Consider the following 17,238-nt stretch of genomic DNA (forward strand, 5'->3'; position numbering starts at 1 on the left):
GGGGTCGGGGACGAGGTCAGGGGGCCGCCGCGAGGCGGCGGTTGCGGCGCTCCGCGAGCGCGGAGACGGCGCGCGGGGCGAGTACGGAGGCGATGAGCAGCAGCCCGGTGACGATCACGCGGATCTCGTTGGCCACGTCGTTGAGGGTGAGGACGTTGTTGAGCAGGCCGATGAGGAGCACGCCGGCCACGGCGCCGCCGAGGGTGCCCTTGCCGCCGTTGAAGTCGACGCCGCCGAGGAGCACGGAGGCGATGACGACGAGTTCGAGGCCGAGGCCGTTGTCGGCGCGGGCGCTGCCGTAGCGCAGCGTGTAGACGATGCCGGCGAAGGACGCCATCAGGCCGGAGACGACGAACAGCGCGAGCTTGACGCGCTTGACGCGGATGCCGGCGAACCAGGCGGCGTCCTCCTGGGCGCCGATGGCGTACAGCGAGCGGCCGAAGCCGGTCATGTGCAGCAGCACGGCGGCGAGCACCGCGAGCACCGCGAAGAGCGCGATGGGGTACGGCACGAAGGTGCCCGGCACGGTCTCGGTGGAGGAGGCCCACTGGGAGTAGGTGTCGGGGAAGCCCGCGACGGCCTTGTCGCCGAGGACCACCGAGGCCAGGCCCCGGTAGAGCGTGAGCGTGCCGATGGTGACGGCCAGCGGCGGCAGCCCGACGCGGGTGACGAGCCAGCCGTTGAGCAGCCCGCCGGCCGCGCCGGCGAGCAGGCAGACGGGCACGATCAGCTCGAAGGCGTACCCCGCGTCCCACAGGGAGCCCGCGAGCGCGCTGGACAGGCCGAGCATGGAGGCGACCGACAGGTCGACCTGGCCCGCGACGACGAGGAGCGTCATCGGCAGCGCGATGAGGGCGATCTCGGCGGTGTCGTTCAGTGCGGCGGACATGTTGCCGGTGGAGGCGAAGCCGTCGGTGGACGAGGTGCCGGCCAGGAACACCGCGATCAGCAGGATGCCGACGGCGGTGTCCCACCGCAGGTAGGTGCCGAGCGACTTCACTGCCGCCTCCTCTTCCGCAGCGCGCTGGTGGTGCGCCGCTGCACGATGCGGTCGGTGGTGATGGCGGCGAGCAGCAGCACGCCGGTGATGGCCTGCTGCCAGAAGGAGCTGACCTTGAGCACGACCAGCGCGCTGCCGATGGTGGTGAGCAGCGCGGCGCCGAGCGCGGCGCCCCATACGGAGCCGACGCCGCCGGTGATGGCGACCCCGCCGACGACGACGGCGCTGACGACGGTCAGCTCCCAGCCGTTGGCGGCGTCGGCGACGACGGTGCCGAAGCGGGCGAGCCAGAGCGCGCCGGCGAAGCCGGCGATGGCGCCGGAGAAGGCGTACGCGCCGAGTACGCGGCGGCGGATGGGGATGCCGGCGAGGCGGGCGGCCTCGGGGTTGGAGCCGATGGCGTACAGCTCCCGGCCGCCGGTGTAGGCGCGCAGGTAGTACGCGGTGCCGGCGAGGACGGCGGCGGTGATCAGCGGCAGGTACGGGATGCCGAGGACGCTGCCGGTGCCGAGGGAGAGGACGTCGTCGGGGAGGTTGGCGGCGTTGATCTGCTCGCCGCCCGCCCACCAGTAGTCCAGGCCCTGGATGACGTAGAGCATGCCGAGGGTCACGACCAGCGCGGGCACCTTGCCGAAGCTCACCAGCAGCCCGCTGACCAGGCCGCACGCGGTGCCCAGCGCGATGCCGAGGAGGACGACGACGAACGCGCTGTGGTCGGTGCCGGAGACGAAGTCGCCGCAGGCGAAGGCGGTGAGGCCGACGACGGAGCCGACCGAGAGGTCGATGTTGCGGGTGATGACGACGACGGACTGGCCGACGGCGAGCAGCACCAGGATGGAGGAGTTGAGCAGCAGGTCCTTGACGCCCTGGTCGTCCAGGAAGCTGGGGTTGGCGATCCAGGTGCAGAGGATCAGCAGGACGAGGGCGCCGCCGATGGAGAGTTCGCGGGCGCGGAAGACCATGTCGGTCAGCGAGCGCGCGGAGCGCTCGTCGCCGCCGGCGGGGGCGGGTTGCGTCTTCTGTACGGTCGCGCTCATGCCGCCGCCTCCCCGGTGCCGCGGCCGGTCGCGGCGGTCATCACCGACTCCTCGGTGGCCTCGGCCCGCGGGATCTCGGCGACGAGGCGGCCCTCGTGCATGACGAGCACGCGGTCGGCCATGCCGAGGACTTCCGGCAGGTCGGAGGAGACCATGAGGACGGCCAGGCCGCCGGCGGCCAGTTCGGAGAGCAGCCGGTGCACCTCGGCCTTGGTGCCGACGTCGATGCCGCGGGTGGGCTCGTCGACGATGAGCACCGAGGGCTCGGTGGCGAGCCACTTGGCGAGGACGACCTTCTGCTGGTTGCCGCCGGAGAGCACGCCGACGTCGTCGGAGAGCCGGCCGTACTTCAGCCGCAGCTTCGCCGCCCAGTCGGCGGCCCGGGCGCGCTCCAGCGTCCGCTTGACGAGCCCGGCGGAGCCGAGGCGGCCGAGTCCGGTGAGGCCGATGTTGCGTTCGATGGACATCTCCATGACCAGGCCGCGCTGCCGCCGGTCCTCGGGGACGAGGGCGACGCCCGCGTCCATGGCGGCGGTCGGCGAGCCGCGGCGCAGCGGGCGGCCCGCCACGTGCACCTCGCCTGCGTCGGGGGTGTCGACGCCGAACGCGGCCTGGACGACCTCGCTGCGGCCGGCGCCGACGAGTCCGGCGAGCGCGACGATCTCGCCGCGGCGGACGTCGAAGGAGACGTCGTGGAAGACGCCTTCGCGCGTGAGCCGCCGTACGGACAGCGCGGTCTCGCCCAGTTCCGCGTCCTGCTTGGGGTACAGCTCGTCCAGGTCGCGGCCGACCATGCGGCGTACCAGGTCGTCCTCGGTGAGCGCGGCGACCTCGTCGGTGGCGATCCAGCGGCCGTCGCGCAGCGTGGTGACGCGGCGGCAGAGCCGGAAGATCTCCTCCAGCCGGTGGGAGATGAACAGCACCGCGGCGCCCTCGGTGCGCAGCGCCTCGACGACGGCGAAGAGGCGGGCGGTCTCGCTGCCGGTGAGGGCGGCGGTCGGCTCGTCCATGATCAGGACGCGGGCGTCGAACGACAGCGCCTTGGCGATCTCCACGATCTGCTGGTCGGCGATGGACAGGCCGCGCGCCGGGCGGTCCGGGTCGAGGTCGACGCCGAGGCGGCGCATGAGCGCGGCGGTGGCGTCGTGGACCGAGGCGCGGTCGATGCGGCGCAGGGTGCGGCGGGGCTGGCGGCCCATGAAGATGTTCTCGGCGATGGACAGGTCGGGGAAGAGCGTGGGTTCCTGGTAGATCACGGCGATGCCCGCGTCGCGGGCGTCGGCCGGGCCGTGGAAGGCCACCGGGGCGTCGTCGAGGAGCAGTTGACCGGCGTCGGGGCGGTGCACGCCGGCGAGGGTCTTGATGAGGGTGGACTTCCCCGCGCCGTTCTCGCCGGCGAGGGCGTGCGCCTCGCCGGCGTGCAGCGTGAGGGAGACATCCTGCAGGGCGCGTACGGCCCCGAAGGACTTGCTCAGGCCGCGCGCGGCCAGGACGGGCACTTCTGTCATGGTCAGCACCGTTGCGGTCGGCAGTTCATGAAAGGTTTCAATGAGTTTTCACGGAAGCTAGACCTCCCCCAACAGGCACGTCAATGGGTCGGACATGGAAACTTTCCGGGCAATATCAAGTTCCCCGCGGCCCCTTGACACCTCCCTCACCGCCTCCCTAACTTCATGGTCTGAAACGATTCATGCTCGCGTCGTCCCCCGGAGGACCCCGTGATCAGCAGACGTCGACTCCTCGGCACCGCCACCGCCCTGGGCACCGCCGCCGCCACCGGCGCCGCCCCCGCCGCCCGCGCTGCCACGGTCGCCGGGAGTGATGCGGTCCGGGGGGCGGAGGTGACCCGGCCGACCGTCGAGTACGCCGGCCGGCCCCTCGGTCTCGACGTCGACCGCCCGCGGCTGAGCTGGCCCGTGGAGTCCGGCGCGCCGGGCGGGGCGCAGAGCGCGTACCGGATCAGGGTGGCCACCGCGCAGAACAAGCTGAGCGACCCCGACGTGTGGGACAGCGGCAAGGTCGCCTCCGGCGATTCCGTCCTCGTGCCGTACGGCGGGCCGGAGTTGCGGCCCCGTACCCGCTACCACTGGACGGTCTGCGTCTGGGACCAGGACGGCACCGCCTCCGACTGGAGCGAGCCCGCCTGGTGGGAGACCGGGCTGCGCGGCGAGGAGTGGGACGCGAGCTGGATCGCCGCGCCCGACCTGCCGGCCGACGCGCCCGGCATCACCGGCTCCTCGTGGATCTGGTTCCCCGAGGGCGACCCGGCCAGCAGTGCCCCCGCCGAGACCCGCTGGTTCCGCGCCCGGCTCGCCATCCCCGAGGGCGTCACCCGGGCCCGGCTCGCCGTGGCCGCGGACGACCGCCACACCACGTACGTCGACGGCACCGAGGTCTCCTCCGGCACCACCTGGAACCGCCCCGACGTCGTGGACGTGACCGGGCTGCTCACCGCCGGCACCGCGGTGATCGCGGTCTCCGCCACCAACGGCGCCGTCGGCCCCGCCGGGCTGCTCGGCGCGCTCGAACTCACCACCGCCGACGGCGTGACCACCCTGGTCACCGACGGCGCCTGGAAGTCCGCCGACGCCGAGCCGGCCGCCGGCTGGACCGCGCCGGACTTCGACGACTCCGGCTGGGAGGCCGCCAAGGTCCTCGCCCCCTGGGGCGCGGGCCCGTGGGGCGAGGTCACCGTCCCCGTCTCGCTGCCCGCCGCCCGACTGCGGCACGAGTTCCGGCTGCCCACGCGGCGCATCGTCCGCGCCCGGCTGTACGCCACGGCCCTCGGGCTGTACGAGGCGCACCTCAACGGCCGCCGGGTGGGCGAGGACGTGCTCGCGCCCGGCTGGACCGACTACCACAAGCGGGTGCAGTACCAGACATACGACGTCACGAGCCTGCTGCGGTCCGGCGCCAACGCCATCGGCGTCGACCTGGCGGCCGGCTGGTACGCGGGCAACCTCGGCTGGTTCGGCCCGCACCACTACGGCGAACGCCCCGCGCTGCTGGCGCAGTTGGAGGTCACGTACGCCGACGGCAGCGTCGAGCGGATCCTGTCGGACACCGGCTGGCGCGGCACCGGCGGCCCCGTCACCGCCGCGGACCTGATGGCCGGCGAGGACCACGACGCCCGGCTGGAGACCCCCGGCTGGACCTCGCCCGGCTTCGACGACTCCGGCTGGCGGCCCGCCGAGGCCGCCGACGGAGGCGGCACGGCGATCGTCGCGCAGGTCGACGCGCCGACCCGGGTGGAGAGCGAGCTGCCCGCGCGGACGGTCACCGAACCCGCGCCCGGGGTGTTCGTCTTCGACCTCGGCCAGAACATGGTCGGCGCCGTGCGGCTGCGGGTGAAGGGCAAGGCCGGCACGGTCGTCACGCTGCGCCACGCCGAAGTCCTCAACCCCGACGGCACCCTGTACACCGCCAACCTGCGCACCGCCCGCGCCACCGACACGTACACCCTGCGCGGCGCGGACGGCGGCGAGGTCTACGAGCCGAAGTTCACCTTCCACGGCTTCCGCTACGTCGAGGTCACCGGCTACCCGGGACGGCCGCCGAAGGACGCGGTCACCGGCCGGGTCATGCACACCGCCGCGCCGTTCACGATGGACTTCGAGACCGACGTGCCGACGCTGAACCAACTGCACTCCAACATCACCTGGGGCCAGCGCGGCAACTTCCTGTCCGTGCCCACCGACACCCCCGCCCGCGACGAACGCCTCGGCTGGACCGGCGACATCAACGTCTTCGCGCCCACCGCGGCGTACACGATGGAGTCCGCCCGCTTCCTCACCAAGTGGCTGTACGACCTGCGCGACGACCAGGACGACGACGGCGCGTACCCCGACGTCGCCCCGTGGGTCGGGCCCGTCGGCAAGGGCGTCGCCGGCTGGGGCGACGCCGGCACCACCGTGCCGTGGGCGCTCTACCAGGCGTACGGCGACACCCGGGTGCTGGAGCAGTCGTGGGACTCGATGCTGGAGTGGCTGGAGTACCTGAAGCGCAACAGCAACGGCTACCTGCGCCCCGCCGCGGGCTACGGCGACTGGCTCAACACGCAGGACGAGACTCCCAAGGACGTCATCGGCACCGCGTACTTCGCGCACAGCGCCGACCTCGTCGCCCGGATCGCCCGCGTCCTCGGCCGCGACCCGGCCCCGTACGACACGCTCTTCCGCGCCGTACGCGAGGCGTTCACGGCCGCGTACGTCTCCGAAGGCGGCGCCCGGGTCAAGGGCGACACGCAGACCGCGTACGTGCTGGCGCTCTCCATGGACCTGCTGCCCGAGGACGCCCGCAAGCCCGCCGCCGACCGGCTCGTCGCGCTCGTCGAGGCGCGCGACTGGCACCTGTCCACCGGCTTCCTCGGCACCCCCCGGCTGCTGCCCGTGCTGACCGCCACCGGCCACACCGACGTCGCGTACCGGCTGCTGCACCAGGACACGTTCCCCGGCTGGGGCTACCAGATCGCCAACGGCGCCACCACCATGTGGGAGCGCTGGGACTCCATCAAGCCCGACGGCTCGTTCCAGGACGCGGGCATGAACTCCTTCAACCACTACGCCTACGGCTGCGTCGGCGAGTGGATGTACCGCCACATCACCGGGATCGCCCCCGCAGAGCCGGGCTTCCGCAAGCTGCTGATCCGGCCCCGCCCCGGCGGCGAGGTCGACCGGGCGCGCGGCCGGCTCAGCACGCTCTACGGCCCCGTCACCACCGACTGGCAGGTGAGCGACGGCCGGCTGCGGCTGGACGTGACGCTCCCCTTCAACACCACCGCCGAGGTCTGGGTCCCGGCCCGGGCCGCGGCGGAGGTCTCCCACGGCCGCGCCCGCTTCCTGCGGATGGAGGACGGCTGCGCCGTCTTCGCCGCGGACGCGGGCACGCACCGCTTCGCCAACTGACCACACCCCACTCGACAGCGACACCCCGCGCGGAAAGGCTTCGCGATGACCGTGAAAGCGGCACTCAAGTCCCAGGCAGTAGAGACACCCTCCTGGGCGTACGGCAACTCAGGCACACGCTTCAAGGTCTTCGCGCAGCCGGGGGTGCCGCGCACGCCCCAGGAGAAGCTGGACGACGCCGCCCGGGTGCACGAGCACACCGGGGTGGCGCCGTCCGTGGCGCTGCACATCCCGTGGGACCGGGTGGAGGGCGCCGACGGCTACGCGGCGCTCGCGGCGTACGCGAAGGAGCGCGGGCTCCGGCTCGGCGCCATCAACGCCAACGTCTTCCAGGACGACGACTACAAGCTGGGCTCGGTCACCCACCCGGACCCGGCGGTGCGGCGCAAGGCGCTGGCGCACCTGATGGAGTGCGTCGACATCATGGACGCCACCGGCTCGCGGGACCTGAAGCTGTGGTTCTCCGACGGCACCAACTACCCCGGCCAGGACGACGTGCGCGAGCGCCAGGACCGGCTCGCCGAGGCGCTGGCCGCGGTGTACGAGCGGCTGGGCGAGGGGCAGCGGATGCTGCTGGAGTACAAGCTCTTCGAGCCGGCGTTCTACCACATGGACGTGCCGGACTGGGGCACGGCGTACGCGCACTGCCTGCGCCTGGGCGACCGGGCGCAGGTGGTCGTGGACACGGGGCACCATGCGCCGGGCACCAACATCGAGTTCATCGTCGCGGTGCTGCTGCGGGAGGGGAAGCTCGGCGGCTTCGACTTCAACTCCCGCTTCTACGCCGACGACGACCTGATGGTCGGCGCGGCCGACCCGTTCCAGTTGTTCCGCCTCATGTACGAGGTGGTACGCGGCGGAGGGCTCGGCCCCGGCGTCGCCTTCATGCTCGACCAGTGCCACAACATCGAGCCGAAGATCCCCGCGATCATCCGCTCGGTGATGAACGTCCAGGAGGCCACCGCCAAGGCGCTGCTCGTCGACCGCGAGGCGCTGGGCGCCGCGCAGCGCGAGGGCGACGTGCTGGCCGCCAACGCCGTGCTGATGGACGCCTACAACACCGACGTGCGGCCGCTGCTGGCCGAGGTGCGCGAGGAGATGGGGCTCGACCCGGACCCGATGGCCGCGTACCGGCGCTCGGGGTGGGCCGAGCGGATCGTCGCGGAGCGGGTCGGCGGCACGCAGGCGGGGTGGGGCGCGTGAGCGGGGGGCCCGGCGCGTACGACCCGGTGGCGGACCTGCTGGCGCGGGCGCACAAGCTGGGGGCGGACCCGCGCAACACCAACTACGCCGGCGGCAACGCCTCCGCGAAGGGCACCGCGAAGGACCCGGTGACCGGGGGCGACGTGGAGCTGATGTGGGTCAAGGGCTCCGGCGGCGACCTCGGCACGCTGACGGCCGCGGGCCTGGCGGTGCTGCGTCTCGACCGGCTGCGGGCGCTGACCGGCACGTACCCGGGGGTGGACCGCGAGGACGAGATGGTGGGCGCGTTCGACTACTGCCTGCACGGCAGGGGATGGCTCCCGGGGGGAGAAGGCACAGCGCCCTCGATCGACACCGCCATGCACGCCCTGGTCGGCGCCCCGCACGTCGACCACCTCCACCCCGACTCGGGTATCGCCCTGGCCTGCGCCGCGGACGGCGAGGAGCTGACCCGGCGGTGCTTCGGCGAGCGGGTGGTGTGGGTGCCGTGGCGGCGGCCCGGCTTCCAACTGGGCCTGGACATCGCCGCGGTGCACGAGGCGCACCCCGAGGCGATCGGCGTGGTCCTCGGCGGCCACGGCATCACGGCGTGGGGCGCGGACTCCGCGGAGTGCGAGCGCAACTCGCTGGAGATCATCCGCACCGCCGAGCGGTTCCTCGCCGAGCAGGGGCGGCCGGAGCCCTTCGGCCCGCTCCTGGAGGGCTACGGGCCGCTGCCGGACGCCGACCGCCGGGCGCGGGCCGCCGCGCTGGCGCCGGTCGTCCGCGGGCTGGCCTCCGCCGACCGGCCGCAGGTGGGGCACTTCACCGACACCGATGCCGTGCTGGACTTCCTGGCCCGTGAGGCGCACCCGCGGCTGGCCGCCCTCGGCACCTCCTGCCCGGACCACTTCCTGCGCACCAAGGTCCGGCCGCTGGTCCTCGACCTGCCACCGGACGCGCCGCTGGAGGAGGCGGTCGCCCGGCTCCGGGAGCTGCACGCGGCGTACCGCGAGGACTACCGCGCCTACTACGAGCGCCACGCCGCCCCCGGCTCGCCGGCCATGCGCGGCGCCGACCCGGCGATCGTCCTGGTGCCAGGCGTGGGGATGTTCAGCTTCGGCAAGGACAAGCAGACCGCCCGGGTGGCGGGCGAGTTCTACCTCAACGCGATCAACGTGATGCGCGGCGCCGAGGCGGTCTCTTCGTACGCCCCCATCGCCGAGGCGGAGAAGTTCCGTATCGAGTACTGGGAGCTGGAGGAGGCCAAGCTGCGCCGCATGCCGCCGCCGAAGCCGCTGGCGACCCGGGTGGCGCTGATCACGGGCGCGGGCTCGGGCATCGGGCGGGCCATCGCCCGGCGGCTGGCGGCGGAGGGCGCGTGCGTCGTCGTCGCCGACCGGGACGCGGCGGGCGCGGAGGCGGTCGCCGCAGAACTGGGCGGTCCCGACAAGGCGGTCGCGGTGCCGGTGGACGTCACGGACGAGGGGCGGATCGCGGCGGCGTTCCGGGCCGCGGTGCTCGCGTTCGGCGGCGTGGACCTCGTCGTCAACAACGCCGGGATCTCGGTCTCCAAGCCGCTGGCGGAGACCACCGCGGCGGACTGGGACACCCAGCACGCCATCATGGCGCGCGGCTCGTTCCTCGTCTCCCGCGAGGCGGCGCGGGTGCTGGCCGCCCAGGGCATGGGCGGCGACATCGTCTACATCGCCTCCAAGAACGGCGTGTTCGCCGGGCCGAACAACATCGCGTACGGGGCCGCCAAGGCCGACCAGGCGCACCAGGTGCGGCTGCTCGCCGCGGAGCTGGGCGAGCTGGGCGTACGCGTCAACGGCATCAACCCCGACGGCGTCGTGCGCGGCTCCGGCATCTTCGCCGGCGGCTGGGGCGCCAAGCGGGCGGCGGTGTACGGGGTGCCAGAGGAGAAGCTCGGCGAGTTCTACGCGCAGCGGACGCTGCTGAAGCGGGAGGTGCTGCCGGAGCACGTGGCGAACGCGGTGTTCGCGCTGACGGCGGGCGAGCTGAGCCACACGACCGGGCTGCACATCCCCGTGGACGCGGGCGTCGCCGCCGCGTTCCTGCGGTGAGCGGGGCGTACGGGCCGAGCGGGGGCGGCCGCGGGGCCGACGGGAACTCGCTGCCGTTCGCAGCCGTCGACCTCGGCGCCGCCAGCGGGCGCGTGATGCTCGGCCGGGCCGGCGGCGGCGAGCTGCACATCGAGGAGGTGCACCGGTTCCCCAACCGCCCGGTCCGGCTGGCCGGCACGCTCCACTGGGACGTCCTGGCGCTCTACGCGGGCGTGCTGGAAGGACTGCGCGCGGCCGGCCGGCGTTCCGGGGGCCGGCTCGCCGGCGTGGGCGTCGACTCCTGGGCCGTCGACTACGGCCTGCTCGACGCCTCGGGCGCGCTGATCGGCAACCCCGTGCACTACCGCGACGCCCGCACCGAGGGGATGGCGGCGAAGCTGGCCGCGGTGCTGCCCGCGGCGGAGCTGTACCGGGCGACGGGCCTGCAGCACCTGCCGTTCAACACCGTCTACCAGCTCCTCGCCGCCCGCGGCACCCCCGCGCTGGCCGCGGCCCGGCAACTGCTGCTCATTCCCGACCTCGTCGCGTACTGGCTGACCGGCGAGGCGGGCACCGAGCTGACCAACGCCTCCACCACGGCGCTGGTCGACCCGCGCACCGGCGCGTTCTCCCGCCGCGTCGCCGAGGCCGCGGGCGTCGATCTCGGGCTCTTCCCCCCGCTGCGCCGCCCCGGCGACCCGGCGGGCGAGCTGCTGCCCGCGGTGCTGGAGGAGACGGGCCTGACCGGTCCGGTGCCGGTGACCGCGGTCGGCTCGCACGACACCGCCTCGGCGGTCGTCGGCGTGCCGGCGCGGGACACGGACTTCGCGTACATCGCCACCGGCACCTGGTCGCTGGCGGGCGTCGAACTGCCCGCGCCCGTACTCACCGAGGAGAGCCGCGCCGCCAACTTCACCAACGAGCTGGGCGTGGACGGCACCGTCCGCTACCTGCGCAACATCATGGGACTGTGGCTGCTCCAGGAGTGCCTGCGGGCCTGGGACGCCGAGGGGCACACCTACGAGCTGGACGCCCTGCTCGCCGGGGCCGCCGCGGCGCCGCCGCTGCGCTCGTACGTGGACGCCGGCGACCCGGCGTTCCTCGCCCCGGGCCGGATGCCGGAGCGGATCGCGGCGGCGTGCCGGCGGGCGGGGCGGCCGGAGCCGCGGTCCGCGGCGGAGACGGTGCGCTGCGTGCTGGACTCCCTCGCCCTGGCGCACCGCCGCGCGGTGGCCGACGCGCAGCGGCTCTCGGGCCGTACGGTACGGGTGGTGCACGTCGTCGGCGGCGGCGCGCGCAACGGCCTGCTGTGCCGGCTGACGGCGGACGCCTGCGGCCTGCCGGTGGTCGCGGGACCGGTGGAGGCGGCGGCCCTCGGCAACGTCCTCGTCCAGGCGCGGGCGGCCGGGGTGATCGACGGCACCCTGTCAGACCTCCGATCTCTGCTTCACAGAACGCAGCCGCTGCGGGAGTATGAACCCGGCGACGGCGGATTGGCCTGGGAGGAAGCGGAATGCGCGTTGCGCTCTTCGTGACATGTGTCAACGACACGCTCTACCCGCGCACCGGGCGCGCGGTCGTGGCCCTGCTGGAGCGGCTGGGGGTGACGGTCGACTTCCCGCTCGCGCAGTCCTGCTGCGGGCAGGCCCAGTTCAACACCGGTTACCTGCATGAGACCCGGCCGCTCGCCCGCCGCTACGCGGACGTGTTCGCGGACTACGAGTACGTGGTCTCGCCGTCCGGCTCGTGCGCGGCGATGGTCCGCGACAACTACCCGCGGATCGGCGAGCCCGCCGCGGCGGCCGTCGCCCCGCGCACGTACGAGCTGACCGAGTTCCTCACCGACGTCCTCAAAGTGACCGATGTCGGTGCGTACTACCCACACGCGGTCACCTATCATCCGACCTGTCACGGGCTGCGCGTGCTTCGCCTCGGCGACCGGCCGCGGCAACTGCTGGAGCAGGTGAAGGGGCTGACGCTGCACGAGCTGGAGGGCGCGGACGAGTGCTGCGGGTTCGGCGGTACGTTCGCGCTGAAGAACCCGGCGGTCTCGGCGGCGATGGGCGCCGACAAGGCGCGGCACGTGGAGGAGTCGGGCGCCCAGGCGGTGTGCGCGGCGGACAACTCCTGCCTGATGCACATCGGCGGCACGCTGGCGCGCCGCGGCTCGCCGGTACGGCCGGTGCACCTCGCGGAGATCCTGGCGAGCACGGAAGGGAACGTCTGGTGAGCGAGACCCGAGCGGCCCGTACGTTCCTGGGCATGCCCCGTACCCGCCCGGCGGCCTTCCCGCAGTCCGCCGCCGCGGCCACCGCCGACGCCACCCTGCGCGCCAACCTCACCCACGCGACGCGCACCATCCGCGGCAAGCGCGCGGCGGCCGTCGCCGAACTCGCCGACTGGGACCGGCTGCGCGCCGCGGGCGCCGCCATCAAGGACGACACGCTGCGCCACCTGGACCGCTATCTGGAGCAGTTGGAGGCGGCGGTGACCGCCGCGGGCGGGCACGTGCACTGGGCCGTCGACGCCGCGGAGGCCAACGCGATCGTCACCCGGCTGGTCCGGGAGACCGGCGCCGACGAGGTCGTCAAGGTCAAGTCGATGGCCACGCAGGAGATCGGGCTGACCGAGGCGCTGGCAAAGGCCGGCATCCGCGCGTACGAGACCGACCTCGCCGAGCTGATCGTGCAGCTCGGCGAGGACCTGCCGTCGCACATCCTGGTCCCCGCCATCCACAAGAACCGCGGCGAGATCCGCGACATCTTCCGCGACCGGATGGCCGACTGGGGCCGCCCCGCGCCCGCCGGGCTCGGCGACCGGCCCGCGGAGCTGGCCGAGGCGGCGCGGCTGCACCTGCGGGAGAAGTTCCTCGACGCCAGGGTCGCCGTCTCCGGCGCGAACTTCATGGTCGCCGAGACCGGCACGATGGTGGTGCTGGAGTCCGAGGGCAACGGCAGGATGTGCCTGACGCTGCCGGAGACGCTGATCTCCGTCGTCGGCATCGAGAAGATCGTGCCGAGCTGGCGGGACCTGGAGGTCTTCCTCCAGCTGCTGCCGCGCTCCTCGACCGCCGAGCGGATGAACCCGTACACGAGCACCTGGACAGGGCCTGCCGAGGGAGACGGACCGCGCGACTTCCACCTCGTGCTGCTGGACAACGGACGCACCGACACGCTGTCCGACCAGGTGGGACGCCAGGCGCTGCGGTGCATCAGATGCTCGGCGTGTCTCAACGTCTGCCCGGTCTACGAGCGCGCCGGCGGGCACGCGTACGGCTCCGCCTACCCGGGCCCGATCGGGGCGATCCTCACCCCCCAGCTCCGCGGCACGGCAAGCGCGCTGGACGCCTCGCTGCCGTACGCCTCGACGCTGTGCGGCGCGTGCTACGAGGTGTGCCCGGTCGCCATCGACATCCCCGAGGTGCTCGTGCACCTGCGCTCGCGGGTCGCCGAGGGCGGCGCGTACACGGTGCGCGGCACGAAGGCCGTGATCAAGCCGGCGAAGGGACACGCCGCGGAGCGGGCGGCGATGCGCGCGGCGCGCTGGACGCTGGACCACCCGCGCGTCTACGGCGCCGCGCTGCGCGCCACGACCGGCACCCGGCGGCTGCACCCGCGCCGGCTGCCGGGTCCCGGGAAGGCGTGGTCCGCGACGCGGGACCTGCCGCCGGTGCCGAAGGAGTCGTTCCGGGCGTGGTGGCAGCGCACCCGCGGAGCGGGATCGTGAAGGGCCGTACCGTACGGGCCGGTCGTGGGACGCGGAGCGGGAGGGGTACGCGGTGAGCAGCAGGGAGACCATCCTCGCGCGGGTACGGGCCGCCACCCGCGACGCCGCGGGCACACCGGAGCCGGAGGTGCCGCGCGACTACCTGCGCGTGCACGGCGACCGCTCCCCCGCCGAGTCCGCGGACCTGCTCGCGGAGAACCTCGCCGACTACCGCGCCCTCGTGCACCGTACGGACGCCGGAGGGCTGCCGGCGCTGCTGGCGCGGCTGTTCGCCGAGCGCGGCACCCGCACCCTGCTCGTACCGGACGGGCTGCCGCCCGAGTGGACCGCGGCGGTCGACGCCACCCGCGTCCCCGACGTGGCCGCGAGCACCGCCCGGGACCTGGACGCGGTCGACAGCGTGCTGACGGGCTGCGCGCTGGCCGTCGCGGAGACCGGCACGATCGTGCTGGACGCCGGCGCCGGGCAGGGCAGGCGGCGGATCACGCTGATCCCCGACCACCACGTGTGCGTGGTGCGGGTCCCGGAGCAGGTGGTGGACTCGCTGCCGCAGGCCATGGAGCGGCTGGACCCGGCCCGGCCGCAGACCTGGATCTCGGGCCCCTCGGCGACCAGCGACATCGAGCTGGACCGGGTGGAGGGCGTGCACGGGCCGCGGACGCTGGAGGTCGTGCTCATGGCGGGCTGATGGCCGCTCCCGCCACCAGAGTTGTACACCACTGGCAACCGGCCGGGCCCCTGTTCCCCTCCCCCGCGGTCGGTTAGCTTCTGCGCCATGCCGAGACCTTCCGCACCGTCCCGCCGTACGCTCCTGACGGGCACCGCCGCCGGCGCGGCCGTCCCCCTGCTCGCCGGCGCCGCACCGGCCGCCGCGCGCGCCCGCGCGGGCGGGCGCCCCGCCGCGCTGCAGACCGGCGCCGACGCCGCCGCCGCACAGGACTGGTCCGTGCTGCGCGGCCGCCGGCTGGGCATCGTCAGCAACCCGACCGGCATCCTGCGCGACACCCGCCACGTCGTCGACTCCATGCACGCCTCCGGCACCCTCGACATCGCCGGCGTCTTCGGCCCGGAACACGGCTTCCGCGGCAGCGCGCAGGCCGGGGAGGCCGAGCCGGAGACCATCGACCCGCGCACCGGGCTGACGGTCTACGACGCGTACGGCGCGAACGCCGCGAAGATGGCCGAGCTGTTCGCCAAGGCGGGCGCGGACACCATCGTGTTCGACATCCAGGACGTCGGCGCGCGCTTCTACACGTACATCTGGACCATGTACAACGCGATGGTCGCCGCCCGCGACACCGGCGCCGCCTTCGTCGTCCTCGACCGCCCCAACCCGATCGGCCGCCGCGCCGACGGCGCGATGATGACCCCGGGCTTCACCTCGGGCGTGGGCCTCAAGCCCATCGTCCAGCAGCACGGCATGACCGTCGGCGAGCTGGCCCGCTACTTCAACGGCGAACTGCTGCCCGACGAGGGTGCGGGCGGCCCGGTGGAGCTGGAGGTCGTACGGGTACGGGGCTGGGACCCCGAGTCGTACGCGCAGGACGGCGACCTGCCCTGGGTGCCGCCCTCCCCGAACATGCCGACAGCCGACACGGCGCTGGCGTACGCGGGCACCTGCTTCTTCGAGGGCACCAACCTCTCCGAGGGCCGCGGCACCACGCGCCCGTTCGAGTGGATCGGCGCGCCCTACCTGGACTACCACTACAGCGACCGGCTCAACGCCCGCGGGCTGCCGGGCGTGGAGTTCCGCGAGGCGTACTTCGTGCCGACGTTCGGCAAGCACGTGGGCGCGACGTGCGCGGGCGTGCAGGTGCACGTCGCCGACCGGCGCCGCTACGAGCCGGTGACGGCCGCGGTGGCGATGCTCGTCGAGGCCGCCCGCTACCCCGAGTTCGCCTGGCGGCAGGACAGTTGGGACCCGCAGCGGCCCTTCTGGATCGACAAGCTGTCGGGCTCGACGCGGATGCGCACGATGATCGACGAGGGCCGGGACGTCGCCGCGGTCGTGGCCGCCTGGAAGGACGAACTGGCGGACTTCACCCGCCGCCGCCGACGCTACCTGCTCTACCGCTGACACGCGCCGGGTCCCGGGAGCCCGCGCCGCGGCGGGCCCCGGCGGCCCGCGGGACCCGGTTAGGATCGCCCCTATGCCCGCACGCTTCAAGGATCTCGCGCTGGACGCCCGGGACCACCAGGCGCTCGCCGACTGGTGGTGCACCGCCCTGGGCTACACCCGCCGGCAGGACACCGGCGAGGAGTGGCCCGCCGAGTGGCCGGTGCCCATCCACGACCTGGCCGGGCGGGGCCCGCTGATCTGGATCAACCCCGTCCCGGAGGCGAAGACGGTCAAGAACCGCATGCACTTCGACGTCTGGGGTGTGCCGGAGGAGATGGAGGCACTGGGCGCGACGCTGGTCCGCGGGCGTGACGACGAGATCGACTGGTCCGTCATGGCCGACCCCGAGGGCAACGAGTTCTGCGTCTTCGAAGAGGAGCGGTGACGGCCGAACTGCGGGCCCGCTATTCGGCGTACGACTGGCAGCCGGTGACCGACGGCATGTCGGGCGCGGGCGTGTGGCGGCTCAGCGGGCCCGGCGAACTCTTCGTGAAGACCGCGGCGGCCGGGGACGGGCACCCCGAGCCCGGGGCCGATCTGCGGCACGAGGCGGCGTGCACCCGCTGGCTGCGTGCCCAGGGGCTGCCCGCGCCCGAGGTGGTCGACGTCGGGGCGGCGGACGGGACCGCGTGGCTGGTGACGCGGGCGCGGCCCGGGCGGTCGCTGGCCGAGCCGTGGCCGGCGGAGCTGCGGGCGGGGGCCGTCGAGGCGCTGGCCCGGTTCACCCGGCGGCTGCACGAACTGCCCGTCGCCGGCTGCCCGTACGCCCGGGACCTGTCGGTGACGGTGCCGCTGGCGGGGGCGGCGGTCTCCGCCGGGCTGGTGGACGAGGAGGACTTCGACGACGACCGGCGGGGCCTGAGCGCCGCCGGCCTCTTCGCCGAGCTGGAGCGCACCCGACCCGCCGTCGAGGACCTCGTGGTCTGCCACGGCGACCTGTGCGCGCCGAACGTGCTGGTCGACCCGGCGACGCTGGAGGTCTCCGGCGTCATCGACCTGGGCCGCCTGGGCGTCGCCGACCGGCACCTGGACCTCGCCCTGGCGGTCCGCAGCTTCACCGACGAGGACCTCAACCCGCAGCACGGCCCGGCGGCCGCCGAGCTGTTCCTGCGCACGTACCGCGCGGCCGGCGAGGGGGACGTGTGCGTCGACCCGGCCCGGACGGAGTTCTACACCCTGCTGGACGAGTTCTTCTGACGCCCCA

The 17,238-nt window shown here is 73.9% G+C and carries 13 protein-coding genes; 10 read left to right on the top strand and 3 right to left on the bottom strand.

All coding sequences use genetic code 11. From position 1 onward, the window contains the following. Window positions 1–16: 16 nt before the first annotated feature. Genes OG946_RS03300 through OG946_RS03310 form a run of 3 tightly spaced genes read right to left on the bottom strand, consistent with a single transcriptional unit; the run spans window position 17 to window position 3,545 of the window. Window positions 17–1,000: an ABC transporter permease gene (locus tag OG946_RS03300; RefSeq protein WP_326794658.1), complete on the bottom strand. Its 984-nt coding sequence runs from the start codon at window positions 998–1,000 to the stop codon at window positions 17–19. Further along, window positions 997–2,037, bottom strand: a complete 1,041-nt coding sequence (locus OG946_RS03305; RefSeq protein ID WP_326794659.1) for an ABC transporter permease — start codon at window positions 2,035–2,037, stop codon at window positions 997–999. Before OG946_RS03305 ends, OG946_RS03300 begins: the two co-directional genes overlap by 4 nt. After that, complete coding sequence (locus OG946_RS03310; protein WP_326794660.1) at window positions 2,034–3,545, bottom strand: sugar ABC transporter ATP-binding protein; 1,512 nt, start codon at window positions 3,543–3,545, stop codon at window positions 2,034–2,036. Before OG946_RS03310 ends, OG946_RS03305 begins: the two co-directional genes overlap by 4 nt. Before the next feature lie 210 nt (window positions 3,546–3,755). Between OG946_RS03310 and OG946_RS03315 the strand changes: the two genes are divergently transcribed. The 10 genes from OG946_RS03315 to OG946_RS03360 all read left to right on the top strand — a co-directional run bounded on the left by OG946_RS03315 (window position 3,756) and on the right by OG946_RS03360 (window position 17,231). Continuing rightward, window positions 3,756–6,941, top strand: coding sequence for an alpha-L-rhamnosidase (locus OG946_RS03315; RefSeq protein ID WP_326794661.1), 3,186 nt, complete (start codon window positions 3,756–3,758; stop codon window positions 6,939–6,941). A 45-nt stretch (window positions 6,942–6,986) separates the two neighbouring features. Then, window positions 6,987–8,144 carry an L-rhamnose isomerase gene (gene rhaI, locus OG946_RS03320; protein ID WP_326794662.1) on the top strand — a complete coding sequence of 386 codons (1,158 nt, stop codon included), beginning with the start codon at window positions 6,987–6,989 and terminating at the stop codon, window positions 8,142–8,144. Continuing rightward, on the top strand, window positions 8,132–10,210 hold the full coding sequence (locus OG946_RS03325; RefSeq protein WP_326794663.1) for a bifunctional aldolase/short-chain dehydrogenase: 2,079 nt from the start codon (window positions 8,132–8,134) through the stop codon (window positions 10,208–10,210). Before rhaI ends, OG946_RS03325 begins: the two co-directional genes overlap by 13 nt. Further along, a complete protein-coding gene (locus OG946_RS03330) occupies window positions 10,207–11,724 on the top strand; it encodes a rhamnulokinase (RefSeq protein WP_326794664.1) in 1,518 nt (505 codons plus the stop codon). The genes OG946_RS03325 and OG946_RS03330 overlap by 4 nt, the downstream gene beginning before the upstream one ends. Beyond that, the gene (locus OG946_RS03335; RefSeq protein ID WP_326794665.1) at window positions 11,703–12,419 is read left to right on the top strand and encodes a (Fe-S)-binding protein; all 717 of its coding nucleotides are present in this window, start codon (window positions 11,703–11,705) and stop codon (window positions 12,417–12,419) included. The genes OG946_RS03330 and OG946_RS03335 overlap by 22 nt, the downstream gene beginning before the upstream one ends. 32 nt (window positions 12,420–12,451) lie before the next feature. Next, a complete protein-coding gene (locus tag OG946_RS03340) occupies window positions 12,452–13,915 on the top strand; it encodes a lactate utilization protein B (protein ID WP_326800130.1) in 1,464 nt (487 codons plus the stop codon). 52 nt (window positions 13,916–13,967) lie between these two features. Beyond that, window positions 13,968–14,603 (top strand): LutC/YkgG family protein, encoded by a 636-nt coding sequence (locus OG946_RS03345; protein ID WP_326794666.1) that lies wholly within the window; start codon window positions 13,968–13,970, stop codon window positions 14,601–14,603. Window positions 14,604–14,690: 87 nt separating this feature from the next. Next, window positions 14,691–15,992 (top strand): exo-beta-N-acetylmuramidase NamZ family protein, encoded by a 1,302-nt coding sequence (locus OG946_RS03350; protein WP_326794667.1) that lies wholly within the window; start codon window positions 14,691–14,693, stop codon window positions 15,990–15,992. Between the two features lie 73 nt (window positions 15,993–16,065). Then, a complete protein-coding gene (locus OG946_RS03355) occupies window positions 16,066–16,419 on the top strand; it encodes a VOC family protein (protein ID WP_326794668.1) in 354 nt (117 codons plus the stop codon). Continuing rightward, complete coding sequence (locus OG946_RS03360) at window positions 16,416–17,231, top strand: APH(3') family aminoglycoside O-phosphotransferase (protein ID WP_326794669.1); 816 nt, start codon at window positions 16,416–16,418, stop codon at window positions 17,229–17,231. The genes OG946_RS03355 and OG946_RS03360 overlap by 4 nt, the downstream gene beginning before the upstream one ends. Window positions 17,232–17,238 lie beyond the last annotated feature (7 nt).

It is taken from the genome of Streptomyces sp. NBC_01808 (genome assembly GCF_035917395.1).
In the GTDB taxonomy this organism is placed as follows: Bacteria; Actinomycetota; Actinomycetes; order Streptomycetales; family Streptomycetaceae; genus Streptomyces.

What these genes read in the sequence shown, in the direction of transcription:
- OG946_RS03310 (WP_326794660.1), bottom strand. Translation starts at nt 3,545, where the DNA reads ATGACAGAAGTGCCCGTCCTGGCCGCGCGCGGCCTGAGCAAGTCCTTC.
- rhaI (WP_326794662.1), top strand. Translation starts at nt 6,987, where the DNA reads ATGACCGTGAAAGCGGCACTCAAGTCCCAGGCAGTAGAGACACCCTCC.
- OG946_RS03340 (WP_326800130.1), top strand. Translation starts at nt 12,452, where the DNA reads ATGCCCCGTACCCGCCCGGCGGCCTTCCCGCAGTCCGCCGCCGCGGCC.
- OG946_RS03350 (WP_326794667.1), top strand. Translation starts at nt 14,691, where the DNA reads ATGCCGAGACCTTCCGCACCGTCCCGCCGTACGCTCCTGACGGGCACC.
- OG946_RS03335 (WP_326794665.1), top strand. Translation starts at nt 11,703, where the DNA reads ATGCGCGTTGCGCTCTTCGTGACATGTGTCAACGACACGCTCTACCCG.
- OG946_RS03355 (WP_326794668.1), top strand. Translation starts at nt 16,066, where the DNA reads ATGCCCGCACGCTTCAAGGATCTCGCGCTGGACGCCCGGGACCACCAG.
- OG946_RS03305 (WP_326794659.1), bottom strand. Translation starts at nt 2,037, where the DNA reads ATGAGCGCGACCGTACAGAAGACGCAACCCGCCCCCGCCGGCGGCGAC.